The organism is Chryseobacterium sp. Y16C (assembly GCF_022488405.1).
In the GTDB taxonomy this organism is placed as follows: Bacteria; Bacteroidota; Bacteroidia; order Flavobacteriales; family Weeksellaceae; genus Chryseobacterium; species Chryseobacterium geocarposphaerae.
On record NZ_CP092711.1, the window covers coordinates 2939505 to 2966485 of the forward strand.

Sequence of the window (26981 nt, forward strand, 5' to 3'; positions counted from 1 at the left end):
ATATGGAAACAAAAAAAGTGGCAATTGTAGGATATAACAGAATTCCGTTTGCAAGAATCAATACAGCATATGCAGACAAAGGAAATCAGGACTTGCTGGTTTCAGCTTTGAATGGCCTTATCAATCGTTATAACCTTAAAGGGAAACTCTTGGGCGAAGTTGCCGGAGGTGCAGTGATTAAACATATATCTGAAAGCAACCTCATCAGAGAATCCGTTATGGAAACTTCTCTTGACCCAGCAACTCCTGCATGCGATCTTCAACAAGCCTGTGATACAGGAATTGAAGCGGCAGTCTATATCGGAAATAAGATTGCTTTAGGCCAGATTGAAAGTGGAATTGCGTGTGGAGTTGAAGCCATGAGCAACATTCCTTTTGAATCTTCTCCAAGATTGAGAAAAGCTTTATTAAAAGCCAATAAAGAAAAGTCTGCCTTCGGAAAAATCAAGCAATTATTAAGTCCGAAACTAAAAGACTGGATGCCTATTCCTTACAAAGGTCAGGAACCGAAAACCGGTTTGGTCATGGGCGGTCATACAGAAATTACCGCAAAATATTATGAAATTTCCCGCGAAGATCAGGATGAATTGGCATTTAAAAGTCATCAAAATATGGCAAAAGCCTATGACGAAGGCTTTTTCAATGATATGATTACACCTGCTTTTGGTTTAAATACGGACAACAACCTTCGCCGTGACACCAGTTTGGAAAAATTAGCTTCATTAAAACCAGCTTTTGACAAACAAAACGGAACGTTGACAGCCGGAAATTCAACGCCTTTTACCGACGGAGCTTCTGCCGTTTTGCTCGCCAGTGAAGAATGGGCAAAGGAGAATAATTTACCAATTTTAGCTTATATCACCTTTTCGGAAGTTGCCGGAATTGAATATGTTGAGAATAAACAAAACTTACTTCTTGCGCCTGTTTTTGCAGCCGACAGAATGCTGAAAAAAGCAGGAATGAACCTGGAAGATTTTGATTATTACGAAATTCATGAAGCGTTTGCAGCACAGGTTCTGGCCACCTTAAAAATCTGGGAAAATGATGATCTGGCTAAAAAATTCGGATTGGAAAAAGCATTAGGTAAAATCGATAGAAATAAATTAAACGTAAAAGGCGGAAGCTTGGCTGTAGCACACCCTTTTGCGGCAACAGGAGGAAGAATCATCGGAACATTGGCAAAATTACTCCATGAAAAAGGCAGCGGAAAAGGTTTTATTTCGATCTGTGCCGCTCGTGGGCAGGGAGTAACAATGATCTTAGAAAAATAAAATATGGACAGAATAGCACAATTAAAACAATTCATCGGAAAAGAATTTACAGCGTCCCCTTCTCCATTTATGAGGTGGCTTAATCCCATCGTGATTTCTGCCGAAGAAGGGCAACTGGAATTTCAGTATACGGTAAGACCGGAATGGCTAAATCCAATGGGAAATCTTCACGGTGGAGTTACTGCCGCAATTTTTGATGATGTAATAGGCGCCACCATGTTTTCTTTAAATGAAAAAAATTTTATTGTAACCATAAATAACAGCATCGATTATTTTTCAACAGCAAAAGAAAATGATAATATTGTAGCTGAAACTAAAGTCATCAAAAGAGGGAAGCAATTTGTAAACGCGCAGTGCGAAATATGGAACGCAGACAAAACGCGCTTAATTGCAAGAGGAACCTCTAATTTATTCAAAATCAGTAATTAAATGAAAAGAGTTGTCATTACAGGTCTTGGCGCAGTGACGCCTTTAGGAAATAATGTCGAAGAATTCTGGCAAAACAGTATCAACGGAGTAAGCGGGGCCAACAAAATCACCCATTTCGATACAGAAAAATTTAAAGTACACTTTGCTTGTGAAGTTAAAAATTTTGATCCGAAAGATCATTTAACACACCACGAAATCAAAAGAAGCGATCTTTTTTCACAATACGCTATGTATTCAACAGCGGAAGCACTAAAAGATTCAGGACTTGAACTAGAAAATATGGATCCGTTCGACACAGGTGTGATCTGGGGAACAGGACAAGGCGGAATGTGGACTTTCGAAAGTGAAGTGATGAATTTCGCAGCCGGAGACGGAACACCGAGATTCAATCCGTTTTTCGTTCCTAAATTCATTGCGAATATGGCTTCGGGAATGATTTCCATGAAATTCGGACTTCAGGGAATCAATTACACCACAATTTCGGCCTGTGCTACAGGAAATACGGCATTAATGGATGCTTTCAACTACATCAGACTGGGGAAGGCAAAGGTAATCGTGAGCGGCGGTTCTGAGGCGGCTATTACTCCTGCATCAGTCGGAGGTTTCTCTATTATGAAAGCAATGTCTACAAGAAATGATGATTTCGCAACCGCGAGCCGTCCTTACGATGCAGACAGAGATGGTTTCGTAATGGGAGAAGGTGCAGGAGCATTGATTTTGGAAGAGTATGAACACGCCAAAGCAAGAGGCGCAAAAATCTATGCAGAACTGGTAGGAGCAGCAATGACTGCAGACGCCTATCATATGACAGCACCTCATCCGGATGGAATTGGAGCGATAAAAGCGATGCAACTGGCTTTACAGGAAGCAGGAATCAACACAGAAGATATTGATTATATTAATCCTCACGCAACTTCCACTCCAATGGGAGATCTGGTAGAATTGAACGGTATCAATAAACTATTTAAAGGAAGCAAAAACCTTGATATTAGTGCCACAAAATCAATGACGGGACATTTATTGGGTGCAGCCGGAGCGGCGGAAGCTATTCTTTCGATTAAAGCCATTGAAAACGGAATTATTCCGCCAACGATTAATCTTCATAAGATCGATGAAAATATTCCGAAAGATATCAATATTGTTTTTGGGGAAGCTAAAGAGAAGAATATTAATTATGCACTAAGCAATGCTTTTGGATTTGGAGGACATAATGCTACGCTGATCTTTAAGAAGTTTTCTTAATTTTATTCTCAAGAATAATTTCATGTCAAAACTAAAAGAAATACGGGAGCTTCAGAACCTGACTCAGGAAGAGTTGGCAGAAAGCTCCGGTATTTCTGTAAGAACAATACAAAGGATAGAAGCCGGAACAATTCCTAAAGGATATACACTTCGAACATTATCGAAAACCTTGGGAATTTCGGAAGATATTCTTCAAAATATCCAAAGCACGGAAACTGAAAAAGAGAAGACTTCAGTTCAGGAGAATAAGGAGGAAACAACAATCAATTATTCATTACTCAAAATCATCAATCTCTCATCGATTCCTTTTATAGTATTTCCTCCATTGAATATTTTGATGCCCATTCTTCTGATGTTTAAACTGAAGCAGAAAAATATTGTGGCGAAACAGATCATCTCCATTCAGATTCTCTGGACAATTGCCGCACCTATTGTTTTCATGTTATGGGTCTTTCTGAGACTTAGGGGAAACTATACTTTAGGAATAATGGCATTCATTGTTCTATCAAATTTATTTATTGTCATTAGAAATACAATTGAAATCGACAGAAAGCAAAAGCTACATTACAAACTGAATTTCAACATGATATAATCCAAAAAAGTAATTGTCGGGTTTTTGTCGGGTTAATTTTTTTGTCTTAAAAACAAGAAATCGAATCTTTGCTGAAAAAATAAAAACAATGACAAAGACTATTCATTTTTTGATTTTCATCTTCTTTCTTTTTTCTATTAAAAGCAATGCACAGACAAAGACTACCGATCCTGTTTTCAATGACGATAGTACCATTGAAAATTGGTTAAAGGAAAATCATATCCGAACTCTTGGACTCGGAATCATTGAAAACGGAAAGCTAAAACAGATACAGGTTTTTGGCGAGATCAAAGATGGAATTTCCGCTCCTTATAATACAATTTTCAATGTGGCCTCACTTACCAAACCTATTACTGCAATGGTTGCTTTGAAATTGATCAGTGCAGGAAAATGGAATCTTGATGAGCCTGTCTATAAATATTGGACAGATCCCGACATAGCGACTGATCCCCGCAGCAAAAAACTAACTACCAGAATCATCCTGAGCCATCAGACAGGATTTCCAAACTGGCGATGGATGAAGGAAAACAAAAAATTAACTTTCGATTTTGAACCCGGAACAAAATATCAATATTCGGGTGAAGGAATGGAATATCTAAGAAAAGCTATAGAAAGTAAATTCAAAAAAAACATTGAAGAATTAGCTAAAGAACTCCTGTTTCAACCTTTAGGAATGAATGATACTAATTACATCTGGGATGATAAAACCGATGAATCAAGATTCGCAATCGGCTATGACAAAACTGGAAAACCATATGAGACCGTAAAAAATAAAAAAGCAAATGCAGCGGACGATCTGCACACAACAATAGAAGATTATGGAAATTTTCTAATTAGTATTCTTAAAGGAGAAAATCTGAATAAAGATATTTATTCTGAAATGACAAAAAAGCAAGTAAAAACAAAAGAAAATAAATATTTCGGACTTGGTTTTGAGATCTACGACCTCGGAAATGATGAGTTTGCACTATCTCACGGAGGCTCAGATTTAGGAAGTCAATGTATTGCCTTCATTTTACCAAAATCTAAACAGGGAATTATAATTTTTACAAATGCTGATGAAGGTTATAAAACGTATGAAAAATTGGTCGTTCATTACTTGGGAGAAAGAGGACAGAAGATCGTAGATATAGAAACAAAGTAAAACAGAAATCCATTATTACCACGAGTTTTTTGTAAGTTAGCATGCGCATACACTACAAAATATCTTTATGAAGAAACTCCACTATGTTTTATTAATTTTTATTTCCAATTTCATTTATTCTCAAAACAATTTTGAGATTGATCTTACTTCTGATTCCTATATTAATGACAGTCTTATTCTGGGAGCTCCGATGACGAGAAAAGGATTTGGAGATCTGTACACATTCGATATAAAACCAAATAAAATTATTTCAAAATTTGGATCGGATCATTCCCTGTATTTTATAAAAGTTCAGAAAGAAAACCTTATCAATGGCTTTATAGAATATCCTCAACCGGTAGCTTTTGTTTATCTGGATAAAAAGAATAAATCTGCTTTGGGAACAAAAATATTTTTTCTTGAAAAAGGAAAATATAAAATTGATTTGCCACAAGATATTAATTTCTTAGACTTAACTATAAACACTCCTACCAATAATGAATATAAGGTTTTGCAGAAAGCATTGGAAAAATTTTATGTAAAATCTAACAATCCCTATCAACAAGACAGTTTAATAAGTCTGGACAAAAAGCAGGAATTTCTTGCACAATACATCAAGAAAAATCCAAATTCGTATGTTGCGTTATGGGAAATTGTAAATGATTATACTCAGTATAATTATCACCCCGATTATTTGAAAAACATGAATTTATTTTCAGCAAAATTCAAACAAAACAAATTATACAAGGGCGTCGAATCTCATTTGAAGGCAGAGCAATCCACTTCTATCGGACAAAAGATTCCTGATATTTATTTTGATAAACAGAATAAACTGACTTCTGAAGATTTCAAGAAACATAAATTAACTTTTATCGATTATTGGTCTACCACCTGTGCTCCATGCATAAAAGGAATGCCAGAAATCGTCAATTTATACAATGATTATAAAGATAAAAACGTAAACTTCATTACCATTACGGACGAAAACACCACCAAAAGAATGGAACTGGCTATATCTATTTTAAAGAAGAACAATGCCGACTGGACCAATTTCTTTGATGTGAATAAAGATTTCCAAAAGAAATTAAATGCAACAGGCTATCCTCTCCATTTAATCATCGACGAAAACGGAAAAATAATTGCGAGGATCAGAAACAATATTGAAGAAGCCAGAAGTATCATTAAAGAATATTTACAATAGCTTTCAATCTAAAAAAGCAGTCAAAGATTGACTGCTTTCTCCATTGTACGAAGTATATAAAACATTAAAGCATTATGATCTAATGCTAATCTTTATCTGCAATAAAGAAATCATCAGCATCTTCAGCAATCGGGATGTATAATCTCTCCCATTCTTTGCTTTTTACCATATCCCAACTGTGTCCTTTTCCTTTAAGGTCTTCAGCAAGAAGAACCGTTCCCGGCTTGATCAAAAATGTAGATCCGTCTGTCACTTTAAATCTGATATTTCCTTTTATGGTAATCACATATTGCCTTCTTGGAGCTGGATGCGCGTTTTTTTCCCATTCTTCAGTTTTATTGCTCATCCAGAAAGTCGTCGTATTCATGTGCTTCAGGGTAGGAATCCTTCCTTTTTCAAAGGCACATGAACCATCCGGTTTATTGATTAACCTTACTGCAGAAATAAACTCTGAGGTTTCTTCTGCTTTTACGCTTACTTTTTTATGATCTTTTTCTTGACCGTTCATAAATCCAACACTGCTTAATGCTAAAACAAGGCAAATGCCTTTAACGAAATTTTTCATTATAAATTTAATTCTTTATTTTTAATTGTAAACTGTATCATGCACCATCATTTTCTCAAAAAACGGTTTGTATTTCTGAACCAAAGCTAAATGCTCAGGAAGCTGACCGTACGCTTCCAGCTCTTCCAGACTGTCAAATTCCATAGAAGCATTGTAAGTGAAGGTATTATCAAGAACTGATCTTGGGCTCGAATTGGCAGGTTTTCCGTACCGTAGATTTTTTTGATAAGGCAGTTTTTTCAAGCCTTCAAAAAAGTTTTCAAATTCTTTTACCTCAGCTTCGGACAGATCTTTCCTAAGCCAGAACAACAAATAATGGAAGTACACTTTTTTCTTTTTTATAGGGTTAAACATAGGTAAAGCAGACGCAAACATATTTCCTGAAATCAGCAACAGCGCAGAAGCCTGAACTGACCGGAATAAAAATTTTCTTCTTTCCATTGTATTATTTTTTTAGTTAAAATCTATTCTGTATTTCAAAACAAACTGCCATTTTCTGTCAGAAACCACAGCATTATTAGAAGGATCTGCCGTATAAACAGGTCTGTTTTGAGCATCAAAAGTCAGTCGGGAAGACATTCCGTTCATTAATAAAGAAATTCCTGCATCATAAATAATCGCATTATCATGAAGCCCTTTCAGATCAGACAACTGCATACTTACCGCAGGTTGCAGCTGAAGATTTTTTTTGTTTTTATTTAAGTACGGCAACGTTCCGCCCAACTGAACATAATATGTATTTCCTGTTCCGATTACAGGCATTGCATTTCCGGCACCGTTCAGACTTGCCTGTGTAGCATCTACAGAAGTTGCGGGATTATTTGTCCCTACGTAACGCACAAAATTAGGTCCGTAATCATTATGCATTGCCATACCGTAGGCACTTATAGAAGTTCCTTTTTCTTTATTCAGAGGAGCATCATAAAATAAATCTACCGCAAAGTTTTTCATATCATCATTAATGGTATTTTTATTAATATCCTGATGCCACATTGCATTATGAATATAATCGAAACCTGCACCCAGACTCAGTACATTTTTCTTTCCTCCATACGTTCCGGAATTAAAAGGGGTCGAAATATTTTCCGTATCTAAAAAGGCATATCTGAAGTATCCTGAGAAATCTTTGTTTGGAGCATTTTTACTGAAAGTAGCTACATTGTATTTCGGATCTGAAGTGGCCATAGTATAAGGATCTGCAACCACCAAACGGTAATCAAATTTTCCTAATTGGCCTTTAACATAAGCTCCCAGTTCTCTTACCGTATAATCTGTAGCACCCGCATTAGAAGTCGCATAGGCCGGCAAATCATACAATAATGTATTTAAAGGACCCGTTGTAAATCTTGACAATCCTCTCCAAGTAGAACGTCCTGCCCCAAAAGCGATTTTATCGCTGAATGAATACTCTGCGTAAGCATCTAGCAAATCAAAATAATTACTTGCTTTTGCATTCACATTCACATTGGTTGTACCGCCCTGCAAAACAAACATCAGTTTTTCTGTAGGTTTATACGTCATCTTTACTCTTACTCTTCTCAACGACAGATCCGAAGCTTCCGATTCTGCCTGATTATTGATGAGACTTCCTGGATTGAGCTGCGTATATCTTGCCCAAAGCTCTGCATATCCGCTGAAAGAAACATATCTTGTATGTTCTTCATTCAGATAATGCGTAAGTCCCGGATTATTAAAATCGTTCTTTTTCTGTGCTTCAACTTTAGAGTAAACACTCATCATAGAAATTAAAATGAGCCCGACCTTAACAGATTTTTTATTCATAATATATTCTTTTTCTTAATCCTTTTGTTGATTTCAACAGGACAAAATTAGACTCGAAAAACAAGGAACATCGTTAGAAAACCATTAGAAAATCTTTAGAAATCCATTAAAAGAATAAATCTGTTCTTTTAAAATGAAAATATGGAATACCTTTGTATAAGAAATTAAACAGTGACTGATAATCAGTCAGCTATCAATACTATTTCAAAATAAAATCTGAAAATCTGTTCTGAAATTATTTTTCACATGACCATTTTAATTATAGAAGATAATTCCCGTGTTTCTGCGCTTTTAAAAAGAGGGCTGGAAAGTCAGGACTACAAAATTTATATTTCGGAAGATGCAGAAGATGCCTTAGTCATGATCGAAAGAATTGCTATTGATCTCGTGATTACTGATATCATGCTTCCGCAAATGAACGGTATTGAATTAAGTAAAATCATCAAACAGAAAAACCCTGATCTACCCATCATTATGCTTACGGCTTTAGGAACAATTGATGAAAAAATTGAAGGGTTTGATGCCGGAGCAGATGATTATATGGTAAAACCTTTTGAAATAAGAGAATTATATGCAAGAATAAAAGCGGTTTTATTAAGAAAATCATCTTTACCCAAGAAAAGCGATTCTTCAAATTTAATTGAATATCAAAACCTTATTGTCAATATCAATACGAACCGCGTTTTCAGAAACGAAAAAGAAATCAGTCTGACTCCGAAGGAATTTAAATTGTTGGTTTTTCTTATGACCCATGCAGACAGGGTTCTGAGCCGGGAAGAAATTGCTGAGAATGTATGGGGAAATCATTTTGATACCGGAACCAATTATATTGATGTTTATATCGCGTATCTGCGAAAAAAGATTGATAAAGATTTCGATGAAAAACTGATTCATACCAAACCCGGAATGGGATTCATTTTTACACATCAGTTATGAAAATAGCGACCAGAACTGCTCTCAATTACGCCATTCTTACCGCAGGAATTCTTTTTGTTTTTGCCTATACCCTGTATTTTGTCTCTGAAAAAAACAGGGAAGATGAATTTAATGACCGATTGGGCTACAAAATCACGTGGAGATCTGAGTTTCTTTTTGATGCGAAAATGGATGATGCGAAAATCCGTGAACTGCACGAACGCAATAAGAAACTCCTGAATGAAGCAGATATCAGCGTTTACAATAGCAAAAAAGAACTGATCTTTACTGATATTGAACCGTCTTCAAAAAATCAGTATTATTTAAATCAATTAATTAAAACGAAAAAAAACAGAATAACCTGGCAACGGAAAGACCGCCAATATATGGCCTTTAAATATGAATTCAATCATGAGAATTTTTACATTATCGGAAGTGCGGTAGATGTTACCGGAAACGCTCATATTGAAGAATTTAAGAAAGACATTATTATTATTTATATCATTTCAATTCTGATTATTTTCATCATTGGATTTCTGTTTTCCTATTACACGCTGAAACCTTTAAAAGATATTATCCTTCAGATCCGCGATATTTCGGAACATAACCTCAACAAAAGATTGATCGTTCCAAAAGCAAAAGATGAAATTTATGAGCTCACCGAAACTTTTAATTCAACTTTTAACCGTTTAGAAAAATCATTCAACAATCACAAACAATTTGTAACGACTATTTCCCACGAATTCAGAACTCCGCTTTCGACCTTAATCGCTGAGCTTGAGCTCGCTAAAGAGCTGAATGTAACATTAGAAGATTACAAAATTTCAATTGAGAATGCTTTGCAGGATGCCAATCATGCTTCACAACTATCATCGGCTTTACTCGATTTTGCGCGGGCGAGTTATGATGTTTCTCAAATCAGCTTTGTAGAACTTCGTCTGGATGAGATTTTGGCCGACGCAAAAGTGGCTTTGCTTCAAAAAAATCCGACCTATAAAATCGGGATTCATTATATGGACAATCTTGCGGATAAAGATGAGAGCAACTATGACTTTCACGGAAATCCTTATTTGCTGCAGATTGCTTTTCTTAATTTAATGGAAAACAGCTGTAAATATTCTTCGGATAAAAACTGTCATGTTGAAATTGACGTACAAAATAATAATCTGGAAATTCGCTTCATAGACCACGGAATTGGCATTTCAGAGGAAGATCAGACCAAAATTTTCGATTTATTTTATCGCGGAAACAATAAGAACTATGAAAAAGGGAACGGTATCGGATTGTCTATTGTAAAAAGAATTGTGGAAATGCATCAGGGAAAACTTTCACTACAGTCTGAGCCTTCAAAAGGAAGTATTTTTACGATAAAATTTAGTTCATAAAAAAATCAACCACAAAAGTCACAAAAGATCTAAACACCGGAGTTTATTTAAAGTTAAAATCACACTGCAAAAAAGAACATATTAGCTTTGAAAAAATCTATAATTCATTTCTTTTGAAAACATTAAATGGTTTTTGTGACTTTGTGGCTAATTAAGTCCAATAAAAAAGCAGTCCGTAACAGACTGCTTTTGTTTTACGCTTTCAACCATTCCGATTTGGAAAGGTAATTCTGATCAGGATAATAAATAAAGAGAAGATTCCTTCCTTTTATCGTATTAATGATCGGCTGTGTAAGATCTCTTGGAACAGCGGGACATCCCCAACTTCTTCCGATCCTTTTGTGCATTGCTGCAAATTCATCACTTACATAATCCGCACCGTGCATTACGATCGCTCTTCTGTAAGCCGCATCATTAAACCCTTTATCCATTCCCAGCAATCTCAGAGAAAACCCGTTGTCTCCGTTATACGTTGCATCGGTAATGTAAAATCCTAAGCTGCTTTGAAGCGAACTTTCCGTATTGGAAAAGTTCGTTGCAAACTCTTCACCCGTGTTTTTTCCGTGGGCAACCAGCGAATTGAATAATACTTTCTTTTCATTAATATCAATTACCCAAAGTCTTTTTGTATTGGAGGACATAGAAAAATCGCATACTGTAAGTAAATGCGACTCCGAATTAAGCAAACCAGCTTTCTTCAAATTCTCAAAACCTGTTAGAGCTTTAAAGAAAACTTCTTCGTTAAGCTCATGCCCTTGCTCAAATGATATAGACTTGTATAATTCTTCTGATGAAGACACTGCTTTTTCAACAGTTTTCTCAGATTTCGTGGCTACTCTTTCAATTTTTTTTGTACTTATTTCATTCTTTACAATTGCCTTTCTTGGAGACAAATAGAATGAAGTAGTTACCATGTAAACAATACTTAATAAACTAAAAAATCCTTTCATTCAATATTATGTTAAATCCAAATTAGTCAGCAAATGTATTAAAACATAATTACTTAACAGGAATAACTCCACAAAGTTTAACTCAATTTAAGAAAATTTAACTTCCTGATTCTGTGAATAAAACCCTCTTATTTTTCAGAATCAGGAACAAATTCCAGGCTTATAGAATTCATGCAATAGCGTAGTCCTGTAGGTTTCGGGCCATCATCAAATACATGTCCCAAATGCGAATCGCATCTCTTGCAAAGCACCTCTACCCGATCCATGCCATACGTTAAATCTCTTTTATAATATACCCCTTCCTTATCAGCTTCAAAGAAACTCGGCCATCCGCAGCTGCTTGAAAATTTCGTCGTCGAACGGAATAAATGATTTCCGCAAACTGCACAATAATATTCTCCCAATTCATCAAAATCGTTGTATTTTCCGGTAAAAGCTCTTTCTGTTGCCGCTTCTCTTGAGATTGCATATAAATCCGGAGCAAGGATCTTTTTCCATTCTTCATTGGGAATATCGAGTTTCGCAGTCTCGGTTCTGGAATAGTATGGATTGTTTTTTGCTTGGTTTTCCATAGGATTATTTTAACTGTTTTTGAAATTTAAATTAAACCACAAAAGTCACAGAAGCTTTAAGCCTTTTTAAAAGAAAAATAATGATTTAAAAAAGATGTATTTGATCTTTTGTGACTTTTGTGGTGAGAATAAATCATAAGTTCACAACCAAATTTACTAAATTTGAGCATATGAATGATGAAGCCAAAAGAAAACAATTAAGGAAATATAAAGCATTTGCCACCGGATTATTTCTTCTGATGGCGGTAATTTTCATTATAACCACTCTTTTACAGAAGACCATCGATTCTCATTGGATCGGCTATGTCAGAGCATTTTCCGAAGCCGCAATGGTTGGTGCTTTAGCAGACTGGTTTGCCGTTACTGCATTATTTCGTCATCCGCTCGGTTTACCCATTCCACACACCAACCTGATTGAAAACAGTAAGGAAAAACTGGGTGACAACCTGGGAAGTTTTGTAGTCAATAATTTTCTATCACCTCAAAATATCCGTCCTTATATCCAGAAATTAAAAGTTTCAGGCTTTGTAGGTGAATGGCTGGTAAAGGAAAAAAATCAGGAGATTCTCATTAAAAATCTTTCAGATATTGTTTTAGATATTTTAAACAAGCTTGATGATTCTGAAGTGAGCCATTTCATCAGTAAAAAGGTTTCGGAAATGACAGATACGATTAAATTAAATGTCATTCTCGGAAACGGGATCACTTATCTTTTGGACAAAAATGATCATCAGAAAATGATCACCAATCTTTCTTCTCAGATTAAGAATTATATCCTTGAAAATGATGAAATGATTCAGGAACGTGTAAAAAAGGGAAGTTATTCCTTTATTCCTGCTTTTGTTGACAATAAAATTGCTGATAAAATTGCAAGTGGACTTTCAGATTTTTTCAAAGAAGTTGAAGAAGACCCCAACCACGAAATCAGAGCTTTGGTTACCCGGAAAATTTATGAGTTCTCCAACGAACTAAAACAGGATCCGAAATGGGAAGATGAATTTAAAAATATTAAAAATGATCTTTTAAAGGGTAATAAACTTGATGAATATTCAAGTGATATCTGGATTTCCATAAAAAACACATTGAAAAAAGAATTACAGGAAGATCAGTCTTCTTTAAAAAATTATATTTCAAAAAACCTGAACGAATTTTCGCAAAACCTGAAAACCGATGAAGTCCTTCAACATAAAATTGACCACTGGATTCGCGTAACGGCTTATAAGTATATCCTGAAAAACACCCATCAGTTCGGAAACCTCATCAGCTCAACCGTAGGAAACTGGCAGGGAAAAGAATTAAGCGAAAAACTGGAGCTGGAAGTTGGAAAAGACCTTCAATTCATCCGGGTCAACGGAACTTTAGTTGGAGGATTGGTTGGATTGATAATTTATACGATTGCTCATTTTTTCCTTTAATAAAGTTATTTCTCTTTTAAATAATGTCTTGTCATTCTGAATATAAACTGAAGGTTTACGAACGAAGTTCAGAAGTGAAATGAAGAATCACTTAATCATAAATCAGATTTCCCCTTTTTGTCGAAATGACAAACCGTCAAAGTTTTTGCAATAAAAAAGAGAGCTCAAAGCTCTCTCTATTTTTTCTTAAATATTTTTCTAAAAAGATTGGGGTAGAAATCTTCGGTTCCAATTCTTATTTCTTTCATTACAGGAAATAAAAATTTCAATACTGAAATAAGAAATATATTCAAAATGGCTAAGATTATAATATTCATTGCTTGAAAATTATTTTGGTAAACGGCTTGCTCTTTTTAAAACTTCTTTATTGATATCATTAATCAATTCCGGACCTTCGTAGATGAAACCCGTGTACAACTGAACTAAAGTAGCTCCTGCATCAAGTTTCTCTATTGCATCTTTAGCAGAATGAATTCCACCAACTCCGATGATCGGGAATACTCTGTTGCTTTTTTCCGAAAGGTATTTGATCATTTTTGTGCTTCTCTCACGAATAGGTTTTCCGCTCAAACCTCCGTTTCCGATTTGTGCCAGAATCTCTGGCGAAGTTTTAAGCCCTTCTCTGTTAACTGATGTATTGGAAACTACAATTCCGTCGATTTTCGTTTCAGCGATCAGTTCAATAATTTCGTCTAATTGATTATTATTTAAATCCGGAGCAATTTTCAGTAAAATCGGCTTCTGTATAGCTTTTGATTGGTTGATTTTCTTAACTTCAGTAATCAGCTCTCGTAGATATTCTACGTCTTCCAGTTTGGCGTGACTGCCAACATTCGGACAGCTTACATTCAGTACGAAATAATCTACGTAGGGATGAAGCCCTTCAAAACAATCCAGATAATCCTGGGTATAATTTTCCGGAGCCGTATCTGTATTTTTTCCGATATTTCCGCCGATGATGATTTTTCCTTTATTGCCTTTCAGTTTTTCAATCGCAGCCTGAAGGCCATCATTATTAAAGCCCATCCTGTTAATTATTCCGCCATCTTCAATGAGCCTGAACAATCTTTTCTTTGGATTTCCTGCTTGAGCTCTTGGCGTTACTGTTCCTATTTCTACAAATCCAAAACCTAAATCTCCTAGTTCATTGAACAAAACTGCATTTTTATCAAAACCAGCAGCCAATCCTACAGGATTTTTAAATTTTAATCCAAAAACTTCTCTTTCCAGACGTTTGTCTTTAATAGGTTTTGGGAAAAATAATTTAGTGAGGAATCCAACATTCTTTAGCATTGAAAAAGTAAAGTAGTGGACTTCTTCAGGATCGAATTTGAAAAGAATCGGACGAATGAGCGATTTGTACATTGAAAAAAAGTTTTACAAAAATACTCATTTTAAAATTAATGTTTGGTTACCCTATGATATTTTATGAAAAAAAGCATTATTAATGACATCTATATAACCAGACATCTGCATAATCGGTAAAATATGTGAGATTGTTTTTTAACGCAAAGTTTTTATTTCTTAAGCGTATTATGTTGAGTGAACAAAGTAGTAATCAATAAGTTGATTTGATGAAGTATTACGTTCACAAATTTATTTGTCTTTACCTTTCTAAAAATCAAAATTTCAAATAATTAAATCTTTGCGTTTAGATGTTATTTGATGATATTTCTACTTTCCATTGTAATCATTTTTCATTAGTATTGAATACTCTCAAAGGTTGTCATTCCGTAGGAATCCAAGCTAGAATTTTACAAATGATTCTCCAATACTATGCTTAGATGCTTACAGCATGACAAACTGTATCTTAATAAGAAATTAAGAATATGCACTCAAATCTAATTTCAAAATATCCCCTACCCTTTTGAATTCATCATCTATAGTTGCATTCACCGTAATTCTTTCATTAGAAACAGGGTGATTAAAAATCAATTGATGGGCATGAAGCGTCATTTTGTTGATTCCAAATGTTTGCAGCCACAATTTATTCTGTTTATTGCAGCCATGCTTGCGACAGCCTAAGATGGGATGTAGGATATGTTTAAAATGTTTTCTCAGCTGATGAAACCGTCCTGTTTCAGGAATCGCTTCTACTAAACAATATCTTGAAGTCTGATGCTTTAAAAAAGGTAAATCGATTTCCGAAGTCTGCAGACGATGATAGTACGTTACCGCATTTTGTTTGACTTCATTTTCGTTAACTAAATCGTAATCGATCGTTTCTTCTTCCTTTGCCCAGCCACGAAGAATGGCGATGTATTTCTTCTCGACTTCTCTTGATGCAAACTGATCGCTCATGATTCTCAACGTTTCTTTATCTAAAGTGAACAACAAAACGCCCGATGTTTTTCGGTCTAGCCGATGTATGGGATAAACTTTTTGCCCAATCTGTTTTTTCAATTCCTGAATCGCGTAAGTATCCGCATCTCCCGAATAAAAAGATTTGTGAACCAATAATCCGCTGGGTTTGTTGATGGCAATAAGATGTTCGTCGCGATAAAGAATTTCTAGCATGGGGCAAAAGTAGAGATTTCTAAATTAAATACTATTTCAAACCTTGAAGATTTCGGATGATAAAGATTCAATTTTTTAAATAAAGTTTAACTATTGCTAAACCTCATAAGTTTTAAAGACCTATGAGGTTTGTTTTTAAAATATGCTTCAGTCATTAGCCCTGATTGAGTGGCATGTTTGAGCTCTTTTCTTAGGTTTGGCTGCGGCGGCTCCGCCGCCGCAGCCAAACCTAAGAAAAAGCGAGTAGCGAAAGCAGGTTCCAGCTCCTAAAAATTAAAACTCCAAATATTGTCTGTTTATTAACAGCTTTTTTTATTGAATCTCATGGAATTGGGATTCAAATTCCTATTTTTGCACTTCAGACGAAAAAAATTATGGCAAAGCAAGAAGATGTTTTCAAGAAAGTGATTTCTCACGCTAAAGAATATGGTTTTATTTTCCCTTCGAGTGAGATCTACGATGGTTTATCCGCTGTTTATGATTATGGACAAAACGGTGCCGAGTTAAAAAATAATATCAAACAATATTGGTGGAAAGCGATGGTACAGCTTAACGAAAATATTGTCGGCATTGATTCAGCAATTTTGATGCACCCAACAACATGGAAGGCATCGGGCCACGTAGACGCTTTCAACGATCCATTAATTGATAATAAAGATTCTAAAAAACGTTTCAGAGCAGACGTTTTGGTAGAAGATTACTGTGCTAAAATTGAAGATAAAGAGAATAAGGAGATCGAAAAAGCAGCAAAAAGATTCGGTGAGTCTTTCGATAAAGATCAGTTTGTTGCGACGAATCCAAAAGTGTTGGAATACAGAGCAAAAAGAGAAGCTATTCTGGCAAGACTGGCAAAATCTCTGGAAAATGAAGATCTTGCTGATGTAAAAGCTTTAATCGAAGAATTGGAAATTGCTGATCCAGATACAGGTTCTAAAAACTGGACGGAAGTAAGACAATTCAATTTGATGTTCGGAACTAAATTAGGAGCTTCTGCAGATTCGGCGATGGATCTTTATTTAAGACCGGAAACCGCTCAGGGGATTTTCGTTAACTTTTTGAATGTTCAGAAGACTTCACGTCACAGACTTCCTTTTGGTATTGCCCAAATCGGAAAAGCATTCAGAAATGAGATCGTTGCAAGACAGTTTATCTTCAGAATGCGTGAATTTGAACAGATGGAAATGCAGTTCTTCGTAGCTCCGGGAACGGAACTTGAATTCTACGAACAGTGGAAGCAAAAACGTCTCAACTGGCACTTGGCTTTAGGTCTAGGTAATGAAAATTACAGATTCCATGATCATGAAAAACTAGCGCACTACGCAAATGCAGCCGCAGATATTGAATTTAACTTCCCATTCGGATTTAAAGAACTGGAAGGTATTCACTCGAGAACGGATTTCGATTTAAAAGCTCACGAAGAATTCTCAGGAAGAAAACTACAGTTCTTTGATCCTGAAAGAAACCAGAATTATGTTCCTTATGTGGTGGAAACTTCAGTAGGTCTAGATCGATTATTCCTTGCTATATTCTCTCATTGTTTAAGAGACGAAGTATTGGAAGACGGTTCAGAGAGAACGGTTTTATCTTTACCACCAGCTTTAGCGCCAATAAAAGCAGCCATTCTTCCATTAATGAAGAAAGATGGTTTGGCAGAATATGCCGAACAAATCTTCAACGATTTGAAATATGATTTCAACTTATTTTATGAAGAAAAAGACGCGATCGGAAAACGTTACAGAAGACAGGATGCGATCGGTACACCTTACTGTATCACCATCGATCACGATTCTTTAACAGATCACACCGTGACGATCAGAGACAGAGACACGATGGAACAGGAAAGAGTTCCGGTTTCTGAACTGAGAAGAATCATTGATGAGAAAACAAATTTCAGAAATTTACTTTCAAAAATATAAATGTATAAAGCCCTGGTTTCTCAGGGCTTTATTTTTTATCGTCTATGCCTTATTTTGTTATTCTCATGTAATTTGAATCATAACCATAATTCTATAAAACAGATAAAAACAAAAATTTGAATGTGGAACCTTTAGAAAATAATTTCATTCCATGTTTTTAAAATTATTTTAAATTTGTTATAGATCAAATGATATGACAATCTTCTTTTACTTCATTACTGGGATTATTGCTTTGGTAAGCATCATGTACCTTTCAGGATATGCCTATCTTTTTAACGGGATTTCAAAAACCTATCTGCGCGGAAAATCCAGTGCCAATATTGATGATGGTAAGTTATTCTCCAGTAACCTCATCGCTACGAAAATACCAAAACTCTGGGAAGAAGCTGCTGAATATAACAAAACAGAATTACCGAAAAATATAGTTGATGATTTAATTCAATCCTATACCGCTTCTTTTCTTGTTGTAAAAAATGGAAAACTGGTTCATGAACAATACTGGAACGGTTATAATCAACTTTCAAAGACCAATTCTTTTTCTATGGCAAAGGCCGTTACTGTCATGCTTTTGGGAAAAGCTCTGGAAGAAGGTAAAATAAAAAGTATTGATGATAAATTCTCCGATTATTTTGAAGAATTTAGGAATAAAGAATTCGGAGATCAATTGACACTTAGAAATTTAGCCCAGATGGAAGCCGGCCTGAACTGGGATGAAGACTATAAAAATCCTTTTTTACCCAATGCAAAAGCGTATTACGGAAAAAGTCTTATCGACGCTACATTTTCAAGGAAATTCAAAGAAAATCCAGGCGAAAGATTTGAGTACCAAAGCGGATCTACGCAGCTCCTCGGTTTTGCTGTGAGAAAAGCCGTCGGTCAATCGTTAGCAAGCTATTTATCAGAAAAATTCTGGATTCCTTTGGGAATGGAACAATATGCGGAATGGAGTACCGATGAAAGCGGAATGGAAAAAACATACTGCTGTATTCATTCTAATGCACGAGATTTTGCCAAACTGGGACAATTATTTTTGGATGACGGAAAATCAGATGACCAGCAGATTCTGAATCTTGATTTCATTAATCAGATGAGAACGCCTACTAAAAAATCTGAGGATATTTACGGAATGGGATTCTGGATCAATAATGATAATCCCATAAAACATTATTATTTCCTTGGACTTCAAGGACAATACATTATCATGGTCCCTGAGCACAATATGGTCATCGTAAGAACGGGAAGCTACAACAATCTTCCAAAAACCGACAGAGGAAGACCAGATCAGGTAAAATTTCTCGTGAATGAAACCGTATCATTATTTCAGTAGTATCTATGGAAAAATATAATACAAAAGTCGATGAATATATTGAGAAATCCCAGGATTTTGCAAAACCTATTTTAAACTATATCCGGGAAACCGTTCATGAGGCATGCCCGCATACGGAAGAAGCCATCAAATGGAAGTTCCCCACTTTTATGTATCAAAATAAAATCCTTTGTTCTATGGTTTCATTTAAGCAGTATTGCAGCCTGGGATTTTGGCTGCATGACTCCATGAAAACACTTAAGAACATTGAAACCGATGTCGAAAAAACCAATATGTTCAGCTTAGGAAAAATCACTAAAGTGGAAGATCTTCCTGCAAAATCTCTACTGAAAGAAATGATTTTGGAAGCCATGGAACTTACAGACATGGGGGTAACCCTGAAAAAAGCACCTCCTTCCAAAACGGAAACCGAAGTTCCTGATTACTTCCAGGCTGCCCTGAAACAAAATAAAAAAGCTTTAGAAGTATTTACACAAGGTTCACCGTCTTTCCGTAAAGAATACATCAACTGGCTCACAGAGGCTAAAACGGAGGCTACCAGAAATAAGCGAATGGAGCAGGCTATAGAATGGCTTTCTGAGGGAAAAGCAAGAAACTGGAAGTATATGAAAAAATAATTTAGGAAAGTAAATAAAACTATTCATACAACATCTCGAAACACGAATCTCGCATCTCTCTAACTAAATTCTTAGTGGAATCTAAAATTCGCTTCAGGAAGGGTATTATTTTTTAAAAACGCCTCATACTCCGGAGATAATTTTGCACGTCCGAAAGTATTTTGTCCGCTCATACTTCCGAGGCGGACTTTGTCTTTTCCGAATTTTTTATTCATGGCATCCATTGCTTTCATTACCGGCAAATGCTGATTTTGAGTATCCTCTTCAAAAAAGCTGATCTGCCTTTGATCTTCAGGAACAAAATCATTGACAAAAACACCGGCTCTTTTGTAATGGAAACCTTCTTTATAAATGGCTTCAAATAATTCATTCACCACTCTCCCTATCAGAATTGACGAATTGGTAGGATTAGGAAGAATTCGGGTCATAGCCTTTCTATATTCGGGCAGGTCTTTCCTGAAACGGTTGGTCTGCACAAAAACCGTTACCATTTTACAGCAGGTATTTTGTTTTCTTAAACGTTCCGAACAATACATTCCAAAAGTTTCTACACGCTCCCGAACCTCTTCTTTTGTTGTCAGCATTTCCATAAAACTTCTGGTCACTGCAATCGATTTTTTCGGAGACGGAGCATCCAGCTCTAACTGACGGATTCCTTTTAGTTCATTCACCATTCTTACACCATGAATTCCCATGATTTTACGAACCCACATTTCAGGTTTCTGTAATAAATCCCAGGCTTTGAAAACTCCGTTGTCCTGCATTTTTACCGCCAATCGTCTTCCGATTCCCCAAACATCTCCTATATTCAACCACTTTAAAGCTTTTTCAATTTTTTCGGGAGTATCTAAAGCAAAAACTCCATTAAATCTTTCAGGATCTTTCTTCACAATTCTATTGGCGACTTTACACAGTGTTTTTGTAGGAGCAATTCCAATACTTACAGGAATGTTTTCTTTATCATAAATTTCATTTTTTATGTCAATACAGTAGTCGTAAATATTAATGTATTTAAAACTTTTAAGATCTAAAAACAATTCATCTATGGAGTACACCTCAAAATCAGTTTTGTCAACATACGCTTTCGAAATTTCAATAACACGCTGGCTTTTAAAATTATACAACTCAAATTTTGCAGAAAAGCACTGTACATCATGCTTTTTGAAGAGTGCTTTATATTTAAAAGCAGGAGCTGCCATTGGAATTCCCAGGTCTTTTGCTTCTTTACTTCTGGATACAACACATCCGTCGTTGTTGGAAAGTACCACAACGGGTTTGTTATTAAGTTCCGGCTTCAAGGTTCTCTCACATGAAACAAAAAAATTGTTGCAATCGACTAAAGCATACATGATTCAAAAACTGCATTTCAATACACAAAATTATGATTTTTAAAACAGAAAACTGTAATTATTTAAAATTTTAAAACTAAATTAAACAACTGATTTACAAAATATTAATTTATTTTAAACACGTCAAGTTTTGTCGCTATACAGGCTTAATTTTGTTTTCCAAAAACGCTAAAAATTTGATACTATGGATAAAGTAACGCTACAGAGGATTGAAAAACTTCACCCCTACGTAAGAGATGAAGTGAAACAGATCATTAAGGAATGTGATGAAGCCTTAACCGGAAGGGCCAAAGTAAGAATTACACAGGGCTTAAGAAGCTTTGAAGAACAGGAAAAGCTATATGCCATCGGAAGAATTACCTCTGGGAAAAAAGTAACCAATGCCAAAGCCGGTCAAAGTATTCACAATTATGGGCTTGCTGTTGATATCTGTCTGATCATCGACGGAAAAATCGCAAGTTGGGACACTGTAAAAGACTGGGATAATGATCGGGTTGCGGACTGGTACGAATGTGTGAAAATTTTTGCAAAACACGGCTGGGATTGGGGAGGAAACTGGAAGACCTTTAAAGACCTTCCTCATTTTGAAAAGAAGAATATTCCCACCAAGAAAGGCCTGGTGAAAACAAACTGGAGAACATTAATGAAAATGCCTCGTGATAAAGAAAATTACGTGATTTTTTAAGTCTATTTTATTTTAAATTATTTTTAATACGACACGTTCTGTCGCCTTCCCGAACTATTTTTACTGTATAGAAAAACAACAAAAATATCCTTGTATAATAAGTTAAAACCAATAATTATTTTTAAAAAAGTTATTGGTTTTACTTGCCTAAAGGACAAAAGTGTTTCTAGAAAAAGTAAAAAAAATCATATGAAAAAGACAACCATTCTTTCTTTAGACGGCGGCGGAATCAGAGGAATTATCACCTGTATTATTCTGCGCTATATGGAAGAACAGCTACAATTGCTTGACCATCCCACTGCAAAGCTTGGCGATTATTTCGATCTTGTTGCGGGAAGCAGTACCGGAGGATTAATTGCATCTATTATTCTATGTCCCGATGAACACCGGAAGGCAAAATATTCTATCCAAAAAGGACTGGAATTATATGCTGAAAAAGGGGGAGACATATTTCAGGTTTCTTTTTGGGAGCGTTTGGTAAATCCTTTCGGATTACTGAATGAAAAAATATCGCAGGAAGCCCTTGAAAAAAATTTAAATGACTTTTTTGGAAATTTAGAACTTAAAGAATTAATAAAACCCTGCTTAATTACAAGTTATGATATCGAAAACAGAAGGGCAAAATTATTTAACTCGTGGAATGCCTATTTAAGCACCGATAATTTTTATGTAAAAGATGTCTGTAGGGCTACTTCTGCAGCACCGACTTATTTTACGCCGGTTCAGATCAGATCCATGTACGGACAGATCTTCAGCCTTATCGATGGAGGAATGTTTGCCAATAATCCGGCACTTTGCGCTTATGCTGAAGCGAGAAAAATTCCTTTTGCGGAAGTGTTGAAAAATCATCAGAAAGCCAATCACCCGACTGTAAATGATATGATTATTGTTTCAATCGGGACCGGAATTGAATCAAAGTCTTATTCTTTCAAAAAGCTTCAAAAAGCTGGCAAAATCGGTTGGGTAAATCCTATTATTGATATTCTAATGTCAGCAAATGCTGAAACTGTAGATTATCAGCTTTGTCAGATGTTTCAGACTTTAGGAACTCGAAATCAGAAAAATTATTATCGACTAAATCCTTCATTGAAAAATGCTTCTCCGGCAATGGATAATGTAAGAAGATCCAATATTGAAAACCTGATACAAGCGGGATTAAGCTATATTGACGACAACAGGGATATTTTAAATCAAATTGTTCAGAAATTAATCAAAAACAAAATATAAGCTTTTTAGCTTATAAAACATTAATATAAGCTATTTTGATTATATTTATTACAGTAGCTTATATTTTTTATTCTGATTTAGAAGCACTTAAAAAAAGATAATTATTTTTTCTCAAATATTTAATCACGTCAAGTTTTGTCGCTTCTCACCTCTACTTTTGAGGTATAAATAAAAACACAAAAATTCATTATTAAAAACTAAAAACATAACTTTTGAATTCAACATTCCCTAATGATGAACAGCCAAAATTCTGTTCAAACCTTAATGAAAAACTCAAACAACAAGGCATGGAAATATCAAAATCTGATTCGCATATCTCTTTCGATGAAAATCTTTACACCATAGAATGGAACGACATTGAAAATATGGAGATCGATTACGACAATTATCTTAATGACATCGAAAACTTTTTCCGGGAAGATTTTGAGAAAGATATCCTTGAAGAAGATATGTAAATCTTGTTTTTTTAAGCACAGTTCAGAAACTTCCAACAATTTCTTTTGATACTTACGTAGTACACCAATCCATTCAATAATATCTCAAATACCCTTTGAATTCACCATTCACACCATGTTGGACAGCCTGAACTGTGTTTAAAATCAAACTAAAATAGAATACTATGAAACAAGAATGCAAACAAAAGTTGAGGCGCTTTGCTTAAACCCGACTAAAACTGACAACACAAGCTTCTTAATGAAAAGAAGCGCAATATTAACTTTTATAACCAAAAATGACAAAAAATGAAATCTAAAGAAGAATTAAAAAGTTTCTTCGAAAATGGAGATATTCCAAAACAAGATGATTTCTGGGAATGGCAGGATTCTTATTGGCATAAAAATGAAAAACTTCCTCTGGAAAATATAAACTATGATTTTTCAAATAAAGCCGATTTAATTGACGGAAAAATTCCGGCTACGCAATTACCCAGCTATGTTGATGATATTTTGGAATTCGACTTTCTTGAAGACTTACCCAATCCTGGGGAAAGAGGTAAAATATATGTAATCAACAGTACTAATACCCAGTTAAGATGGAGTGGCTCTGAGTATGTCCCGATAATTTCGGGCCACAATGTCATGATTACAGATTCTCCACAAGATGTTTTCCCAAATGGGACCAAAACATTCTGGACTGATGACCATAATAATTCCTTACATATTAAAAATACTAACTCCGAAGGAGCCGGTATAACATTTGACTCAAATGGTATTGGACAAATTGTATATAATGATGATGAATTTCGGTTTACAAATAGCTCGGGAACAGACAGCATTCCTATAGTTTCTGACGGTTTTATAAAATCTGACTCGAGTAATGATTATGTATTAACAGGAAATGGTGGTCATAAAGCCATATCTGATTTTGCTTTATCAAGTCAATTGGGGAATTATCATAATATACACTCAGCAGGAAGTATAAGTAACGGTTCAGATACAAGGACTAATAAAACTTGGTTTGATTATACTTGGGCTGGATTAGTAAATACGGCAGGTTCAGTAATTAATTTTTCTGGACTTCATAATGATTATGCGGTAGAGTTATTTGGTGAATACTACAGTGATAGATTTGGACTTAGGAGCCATAATGGAGATAATGGCACATGGAATCCTGTTAGATGGCTATGGCACTCAGGAAATTTTAATCCTAATGACTATGTGGATAAAACATCATCTCAGGATATTACAGGAATTAAAGCATTTTATACTTATCTTGGTGGAGATGTAGGAAATAATAGATTATGGATAAGATCTAGTGATGGTTCAAATCCAGCTATATCATTTATTAAAGATGGAGTAGATAATTCACAACTAGCTTTTGATGGTTTTGGATTGCATTTTAAGAATACTAATAGTACAGGATATTTTCCAATTAAAGCAAATGGATTTATAAAGAATGGTTATGATGATGACTTTGTACTTCTTGCAGGAGGTAGTGCTAAATCAATATCAGACTTTGCTGCAGTAAGTCAGTTAGGTAATTATGTCACTATTAATACGCCTCAAACTATTATAGCAGATAAAAGTTTTTCCCAAACTGCCAAACTTACTATATATGGTAATGAGTACAATCAGAATAATACTCAATCATATAATACTACAAGTGGATATGGTAATATTTCGGGTGGATGGCTTCATACATTTTATGGAAATGTTTGGAAATATGGTATTGTTAGAGGCGGAGATGGTTCTTCAGCAGAAGTCAAATTCGGTTTTGATTTTTCTTCCGATGGCGGTGCTACTTACAATAGAATTCTATCTATTGATGGAAACAATGGATATTTAGATTTTCCCTCTAGTATATTTACTGATGTTATTAAACTTGGTGGTACAGATTATCTACAAAGAAATCTATTGAGAAGAGGTTGGAGTCCAACTTATAATTTCTATACTGAATTAAATGTACCAAGTGATGTAAATAATACAGCTTCTTTTATTTTGTCACAAAATGGTAATGGGTATATAGGAGGAAATCAAATTTGGCATTCAGGAAATTTAGAAGATTATCATAATTATGGATTAGGTACTGTTACAGAAGTAACAGCTACAGATATGGATGCCGTATCTAAAACTTCAATACTAGGTATCAATGATGGTACAGCAAATAGACCAGCAGGTGTAGGATATGGTTCTGTATGGACCCATAGAAAATCTGCAACGGAGTTTACACAATTGGCTACAGAAATTTTCTCAGGACAATTATTTACTAGAGGAAAGTCAGATGCATATGGCTTTACTCCTTGGAGAAAGCAATGGGATTCTGTTAATTTTGATCCAGATTCAAAAGTAAACAAGTCAGGAGATACTATGACAGGTCAACTAACTGTTCCTTCATTAGGACTGACTGGAGGTGTTTATAGTGGCTCTATTACAGGAAATTTAATGCTTGATGTAGATGGTGGAACAGTAGCATTAGGTAATGGTTTAGGTTTAAGTAATATTAAATTAAAATCTTCTTCTAATATTTTACACACAAAAACTGGTGTTGGTGAAGCTGTCGTTTGGACAGGTCATAACTTTAATCCAAATGATAAAGTGAGTAAATCAGGTGATACTATGACAGGTAACCTAAATGCAAGAAATATTACTGCTCAAAATGCTTCAGACACTATTACTTATGATAGGATAGAGAATTATGGTTCGCCATTAACAATTAATGCAAATGCAAGTTTAGGTATAAACTTACAAGCCAATGGGAATACCATTGCTACTGTAAATCCTACAGGGTTATATGTTGCTGGCAACATTCAATTGAATGGGAATAATATTTGGCACGCAGGGAATTTTAATCCTGATACTAAAGCTAATTTATGGGATAATGCGATAGCAATTGGTTTTAGTTCAGGAAATTTACCAACCAATACAGGAAATGAGTATCCTTATATGTACCATTCTACTGGTGTTGTTGTACCAATAGCAACGCAAGGATATGTTTCTACTAATTACACACCTATATCACACGTGGGTTCAGGAGGAACAGCTCACGCTAATGCAACTAGCTCTACGGCAGGATTTATGTCTAGTGTTGATAAAACAAAACTTGATAATATTGATACCTCTAATCTTGTTGCGAGAGGTAATACAAGCTTTACTCAGTTACAGGAATATAGAGAGATTGATGATAATACTTTTGATATTGGTGACTCTACTGTAGAGAAGTTTAATATTGTATTTAATGCTTCTGCAAATGGGCGGGTTGTAATTCATTCACTACCGAATGGCCAAACTTATCACTTACATAATTTTTCAGCATCAAATATACTTAGGGTAGATGTTGAGGGATATGGTAATGTAGATAATATTGAACCAGGTGAAACCAAAGTGTATATGGCCCATAATAGCGGGCACTTACGCAGAATATCCTCATCTAATACTTATTCGATTATATAAAAATGGTTCTACAC

General features: G+C 35.2%; 24 protein-coding genes. 16 read left to right on the forward strand and 8 right to left on the reverse strand.

Translation table 11 applies throughout. The annotated features are described in order from the left end of the window. Positions 1 to 2: 2 nt before the first annotated feature. The 6 genes from MKS83_RS13160 (at position 3) to MKS83_RS13185 (ending at position 5858) form a co-directional block, all read left to right on the forward strand. The gene (locus MKS83_RS13160) at positions 3 to 1271 is read left to right on the forward strand and encodes an acetyl-CoA C-acetyltransferase (RefSeq protein WP_240580065.1); all 1269 of its coding nucleotides are present in this window, start codon (positions 3 to 5) and stop codon (positions 1269 to 1271) included. Between the two features lie 3 nt (positions 1272 to 1274). Continuing rightward, entirely contained in the window at positions 1275 to 1700 is a 426-nt protein-coding gene (locus MKS83_RS13165) for a PaaI family thioesterase (protein ID WP_240580066.1), read from the forward strand. Further along, positions 1701 to 2942: a beta-ketoacyl-ACP synthase II gene (gene fabF / locus MKS83_RS13170; RefSeq protein ID WP_240580067.1), complete on the forward strand. Its 1242-nt coding sequence runs from the start codon at positions 1701 to 1703 to the stop codon at positions 2940 to 2942. Between the two features lie 22 nt (positions 2943 to 2964). Next, positions 2965 to 3534: a helix-turn-helix domain-containing protein gene (locus tag MKS83_RS13175; protein WP_240580068.1), complete on the forward strand. Its 570-nt coding sequence runs from the start codon at positions 2965 to 2967 to the stop codon at positions 3532 to 3534. Between the two features lie 88 nt (positions 3535 to 3622). Beyond that, positions 3623 to 4678 (forward strand): serine hydrolase domain-containing protein, encoded by a 1056-nt coding sequence (locus tag MKS83_RS13180; protein ID WP_317224436.1) that lies wholly within the window; start codon positions 3623 to 3625, stop codon positions 4676 to 4678. 67 nt (positions 4679 to 4745) lie between these two features. Beyond that, on the forward strand, positions 4746 to 5858 hold the full coding sequence (locus MKS83_RS13185; protein WP_240580069.1) for a TlpA family protein disulfide reductase: 1113 nt from the start codon (positions 4746 to 4748) through the stop codon (positions 5856 to 5858). 85 nt (positions 5859 to 5943) lie between these two features. On the opposite strand, the gene MKS83_RS13190 is transcribed toward MKS83_RS13185, so the two are convergent. Genes MKS83_RS13190 through MKS83_RS13200 form a run of 3 tightly spaced genes read right to left on the reverse strand, consistent with a single transcriptional unit; the run spans position 5944 to position 8205 of the window. Next, positions 5944 to 6423 (reverse strand): hypothetical protein, encoded by a 480-nt coding sequence (locus MKS83_RS13190; RefSeq protein WP_240580070.1) that lies wholly within the window; start codon positions 6421 to 6423, stop codon positions 5944 to 5946. Positions 6424 to 6444: 21 nt separating this feature from the next. Beyond that, positions 6445 to 6864 (reverse strand): Dabb family protein, encoded by a 420-nt coding sequence (locus tag MKS83_RS13195; RefSeq protein WP_240580071.1) that lies wholly within the window; start codon positions 6862 to 6864, stop codon positions 6445 to 6447. A gap of 12 nt (positions 6865 to 6876) precedes the next feature. Continuing rightward, entirely contained in the window at positions 6877 to 8205 is a 1329-nt protein-coding gene (locus MKS83_RS13200; RefSeq protein WP_240580072.1) for a hypothetical protein, read from the reverse strand. A 246-nt stretch (positions 8206 to 8451) separates the two neighbouring features. On the opposite strand from MKS83_RS13200, the gene MKS83_RS13205 reads away from it, so the two are divergent. Together MKS83_RS13205 and MKS83_RS13210 are read left to right on the forward strand one after the other, a co-directional pair. Continuing rightward, positions 8452 to 9141 (forward strand): response regulator transcription factor, encoded by a 690-nt coding sequence (locus tag MKS83_RS13205; RefSeq protein ID WP_240580073.1) that lies wholly within the window; start codon positions 8452 to 8454, stop codon positions 9139 to 9141. Then, entirely contained in the window at positions 9138 to 10505 is a 1368-nt protein-coding gene (locus MKS83_RS13210; RefSeq protein WP_240580074.1) for a sensor histidine kinase, read from the forward strand. The genes MKS83_RS13205 and MKS83_RS13210 overlap by 4 nt, the downstream gene beginning before the upstream one ends. Before the next feature lie 194 nt (positions 10506 to 10699). Here the strand turns inward: MKS83_RS13210 and MKS83_RS13215 are convergent, their stop codons facing one another. Together MKS83_RS13215 and msrB are read right to left on the reverse strand one after the other, a co-directional pair. Beyond that, complete coding sequence (locus tag MKS83_RS13215; RefSeq protein WP_100377360.1) at positions 10700 to 11455, reverse strand: murein L,D-transpeptidase catalytic domain family protein; 756 nt, start codon at positions 11453 to 11455, stop codon at positions 10700 to 10702. Positions 11456 to 11583: 128 nt separating this feature from the next. Next, positions 11584 to 12027: a peptide-methionine (R)-S-oxide reductase MsrB gene (gene msrB / locus MKS83_RS13220; protein ID WP_240580075.1), complete on the reverse strand. Its 444-nt coding sequence runs from the start codon at positions 12025 to 12027 to the stop codon at positions 11584 to 11586. A 170-nt stretch (positions 12028 to 12197) separates the two neighbouring features. On the opposite strand from msrB, the gene MKS83_RS13225 reads away from it, so the two are divergent. Next, positions 12198 to 13442, forward strand: a complete 1245-nt coding sequence (locus MKS83_RS13225; protein WP_240580076.1) for a DUF445 domain-containing protein — start codon at positions 12198 to 12200, stop codon at positions 13440 to 13442. 327 nt (positions 13443 to 13769) lie between these two features. On the opposite strand, the gene MKS83_RS13230 is transcribed toward MKS83_RS13225, so the two are convergent. Continuing rightward, positions 13770 to 14807: a quinone-dependent dihydroorotate dehydrogenase gene (locus tag MKS83_RS13230; RefSeq protein ID WP_240580077.1), complete on the reverse strand. Its 1038-nt coding sequence runs from the start codon at positions 14805 to 14807 to the stop codon at positions 13770 to 13772. Positions 14808 to 15263: 456 nt separating this feature from the next. Then, on the reverse strand, positions 15264 to 15959 hold the full coding sequence (locus MKS83_RS13235; RefSeq protein WP_240580078.1) for a pseudouridine synthase: 696 nt from the start codon (positions 15957 to 15959) through the stop codon (positions 15264 to 15266). 374 nt (positions 15960 to 16333) lie between these two features. On the opposite strand from MKS83_RS13235, the gene MKS83_RS13240 reads away from it, so the two are divergent. The 3 genes from MKS83_RS13240 to MKS83_RS13250 all read left to right on the forward strand — a co-directional run bounded on the left by MKS83_RS13240 (position 16334) and on the right by MKS83_RS13250 (position 19819). Continuing rightward, on the forward strand, positions 16334 to 17875 hold the full coding sequence (locus MKS83_RS13240) for a glycine--tRNA ligase (RefSeq protein WP_240580079.1): 1542 nt from the start codon (positions 16334 to 16336) through the stop codon (positions 17873 to 17875). Positions 17876 to 18068: 193 nt separating this feature from the next. Further along, positions 18069 to 19202: a serine hydrolase domain-containing protein gene (locus MKS83_RS13245; RefSeq protein ID WP_240580080.1), complete on the forward strand. Its 1134-nt coding sequence runs from the start codon at positions 18069 to 18071 to the stop codon at positions 19200 to 19202. 5 nt (positions 19203 to 19207) lie between these two features. Continuing rightward, on the forward strand, positions 19208 to 19819 hold the full coding sequence (locus MKS83_RS13250; RefSeq protein WP_240580081.1) for a YdeI/OmpD-associated family protein: 612 nt from the start codon (positions 19208 to 19210) through the stop codon (positions 19817 to 19819). Between the two features lie 71 nt (positions 19820 to 19890). Here the strand turns inward: MKS83_RS13250 and MKS83_RS13255 are convergent, their stop codons facing one another. After that, entirely contained in the window at positions 19891 to 21168 is a 1278-nt protein-coding gene (locus MKS83_RS13255; protein ID WP_240580082.1) for a Y-family DNA polymerase, read from the reverse strand. A gap of 184 nt (positions 21169 to 21352) precedes the next feature. On the opposite strand from MKS83_RS13255, the gene MKS83_RS13260 reads away from it, so the two are divergent. The 4 genes from MKS83_RS13260 to MKS83_RS13275 all read left to right on the forward strand — a co-directional run bounded on the left by MKS83_RS13260 (position 21353) and on the right by MKS83_RS13275 (position 26967). Beyond that, entirely contained in the window at positions 21353 to 21853 is a 501-nt protein-coding gene (locus MKS83_RS13260; RefSeq protein WP_240580083.1) for a M15 family metallopeptidase, read from the forward strand. Positions 21854 to 22042: 189 nt separating this feature from the next. After that, entirely contained in the window at positions 22043 to 23080 is a 1038-nt protein-coding gene (locus MKS83_RS13265; RefSeq protein ID WP_240580084.1) for a patatin-like phospholipase family protein, read from the forward strand. A gap of 212 nt (positions 23081 to 23292) precedes the next feature. After that, a complete protein-coding gene (locus MKS83_RS13270; RefSeq protein WP_240580085.1) occupies positions 23293 to 23535 on the forward strand; it encodes a hypothetical protein in 243 nt (80 codons plus the stop codon). Between the two features lie 285 nt (positions 23536 to 23820). Further along, positions 23821 to 26967 carry a hypothetical protein gene (locus MKS83_RS13275; RefSeq protein WP_240580086.1) on the forward strand — a complete coding sequence of 1049 codons (3147 nt, stop codon included), beginning with the start codon at positions 23821 to 23823 and terminating at the stop codon, positions 26965 to 26967. Positions 26968 to 26981: the final 14 nt, after the last annotated feature.

Bases quoted from the DNA above. Each gene is read 5' to 3' on its own strand.
- MKS83_RS13195 (WP_240580071.1), bottom strand. From the start codon at position 6,864: ATGGAAAGAAGAAAATTTTTATTCCGGTCAGTTCAGGCTTCTGCGCTG.
- MKS83_RS13205 (WP_240580073.1), top strand. From the start codon at position 8,452: ATGACCATTTTAATTATAGAAGATAATTCCCGTGTTTCTGCGCTTTTA.
- MKS83_RS13210 (WP_240580074.1), top strand. From the start codon at position 9,138: ATGAAAATAGCGACCAGAACTGCTCTCAATTACGCCATTCTTACCGCA.
- MKS83_RS13180 (WP_317224436.1), top strand. From the start codon at position 3,623: ATGACAAAGACTATTCATTTTTTGATTTTCATCTTCTTTCTTTTTTCT.
- MKS83_RS13215 (WP_100377360.1), bottom strand. From the start codon at position 11,455: ATGAAAGGATTTTTTAGTTTATTAAGTATTGTTTACATGGTAACTACT.
- MKS83_RS13250 (WP_240580081.1), top strand. From the start codon at position 19,208: ATGGAAAAATATAATACAAAAGTCGATGAATATATTGAGAAATCCCAG.
- MKS83_RS13200 (WP_240580072.1), bottom strand. From the start codon at position 8,205: ATGAATAAAAAATCTGTTAAGGTCGGGCTCATTTTAATTTCTATGATG.
- MKS83_RS13160 (WP_240580065.1), top strand. From the start codon at position 3: ATGGAAACAAAAAAAGTGGCAATTGTAGGATATAACAGAATTCCGTTT.
- MKS83_RS13225 (WP_240580076.1), top strand. From the start codon at position 12,198: ATGAATGATGAAGCCAAAAGAAAACAATTAAGGAAATATAAAGCATTT.
- MKS83_RS13235 (WP_240580078.1), bottom strand. From the start codon at position 15,959: ATGCTAGAAATTCTTTATCGCGACGAACATCTTATTGCCATCAACAAA.
- MKS83_RS13245 (WP_240580080.1), top strand. From the start codon at position 18,069: ATGACAATCTTCTTTTACTTCATTACTGGGATTATTGCTTTGGTAAGC.
- MKS83_RS13275 (WP_240580086.1), top strand. From the start codon at position 23,821: ATGAAATCTAAAGAAGAATTAAAAAGTTTCTTCGAAAATGGAGATATT.
- MKS83_RS13240 (WP_240580079.1), top strand. From the start codon at position 16,334: ATGGCAAAGCAAGAAGATGTTTTCAAGAAAGTGATTTCTCACGCTAAA.
- MKS83_RS13230 (WP_240580077.1), bottom strand. From the start codon at position 14,807: ATGTACAAATCGCTCATTCGTCCGATTCTTTTCAAATTCGATCCTGAA.
- MKS83_RS13265 (WP_240580084.1), top strand. From the start codon at position 22,043: ATGAAAAAGACAACCATTCTTTCTTTAGACGGCGGCGGAATCAGAGGA.
- MKS83_RS13260 (WP_240580083.1), top strand. From the start codon at position 21,353: ATGGATAAAGTAACGCTACAGAGGATTGAAAAACTTCACCCCTACGTA.
- MKS83_RS13165 (WP_240580066.1), top strand. From the start codon at position 1,275: ATGGACAGAATAGCACAATTAAAACAATTCATCGGAAAAGAATTTACA.
- MKS83_RS13255 (WP_240580082.1), bottom strand. From the start codon at position 21,168: ATGTATGCTTTAGTCGATTGCAACAATTTTTTTGTTTCATGTGAGAGA.
- MKS83_RS13185 (WP_240580069.1), top strand. From the start codon at position 4,746: ATGAAGAAACTCCACTATGTTTTATTAATTTTTATTTCCAATTTCATT.
- MKS83_RS13175 (WP_240580068.1), top strand. From the start codon at position 2,965: ATGTCAAAACTAAAAGAAATACGGGAGCTTCAGAACCTGACTCAGGAA.
- msrB (WP_240580075.1), bottom strand. From the start codon at position 12,027: ATGGAAAACCAAGCAAAAAACAATCCATACTATTCCAGAACCGAGACT.
- fabF (WP_240580067.1), top strand. From the start codon at position 1,701: ATGAAAAGAGTTGTCATTACAGGTCTTGGCGCAGTGACGCCTTTAGGA.
- MKS83_RS13190 (WP_240580070.1), bottom strand. From the start codon at position 6,423: ATGAAAAATTTCGTTAAAGGCATTTGCCTTGTTTTAGCATTAAGCAGT.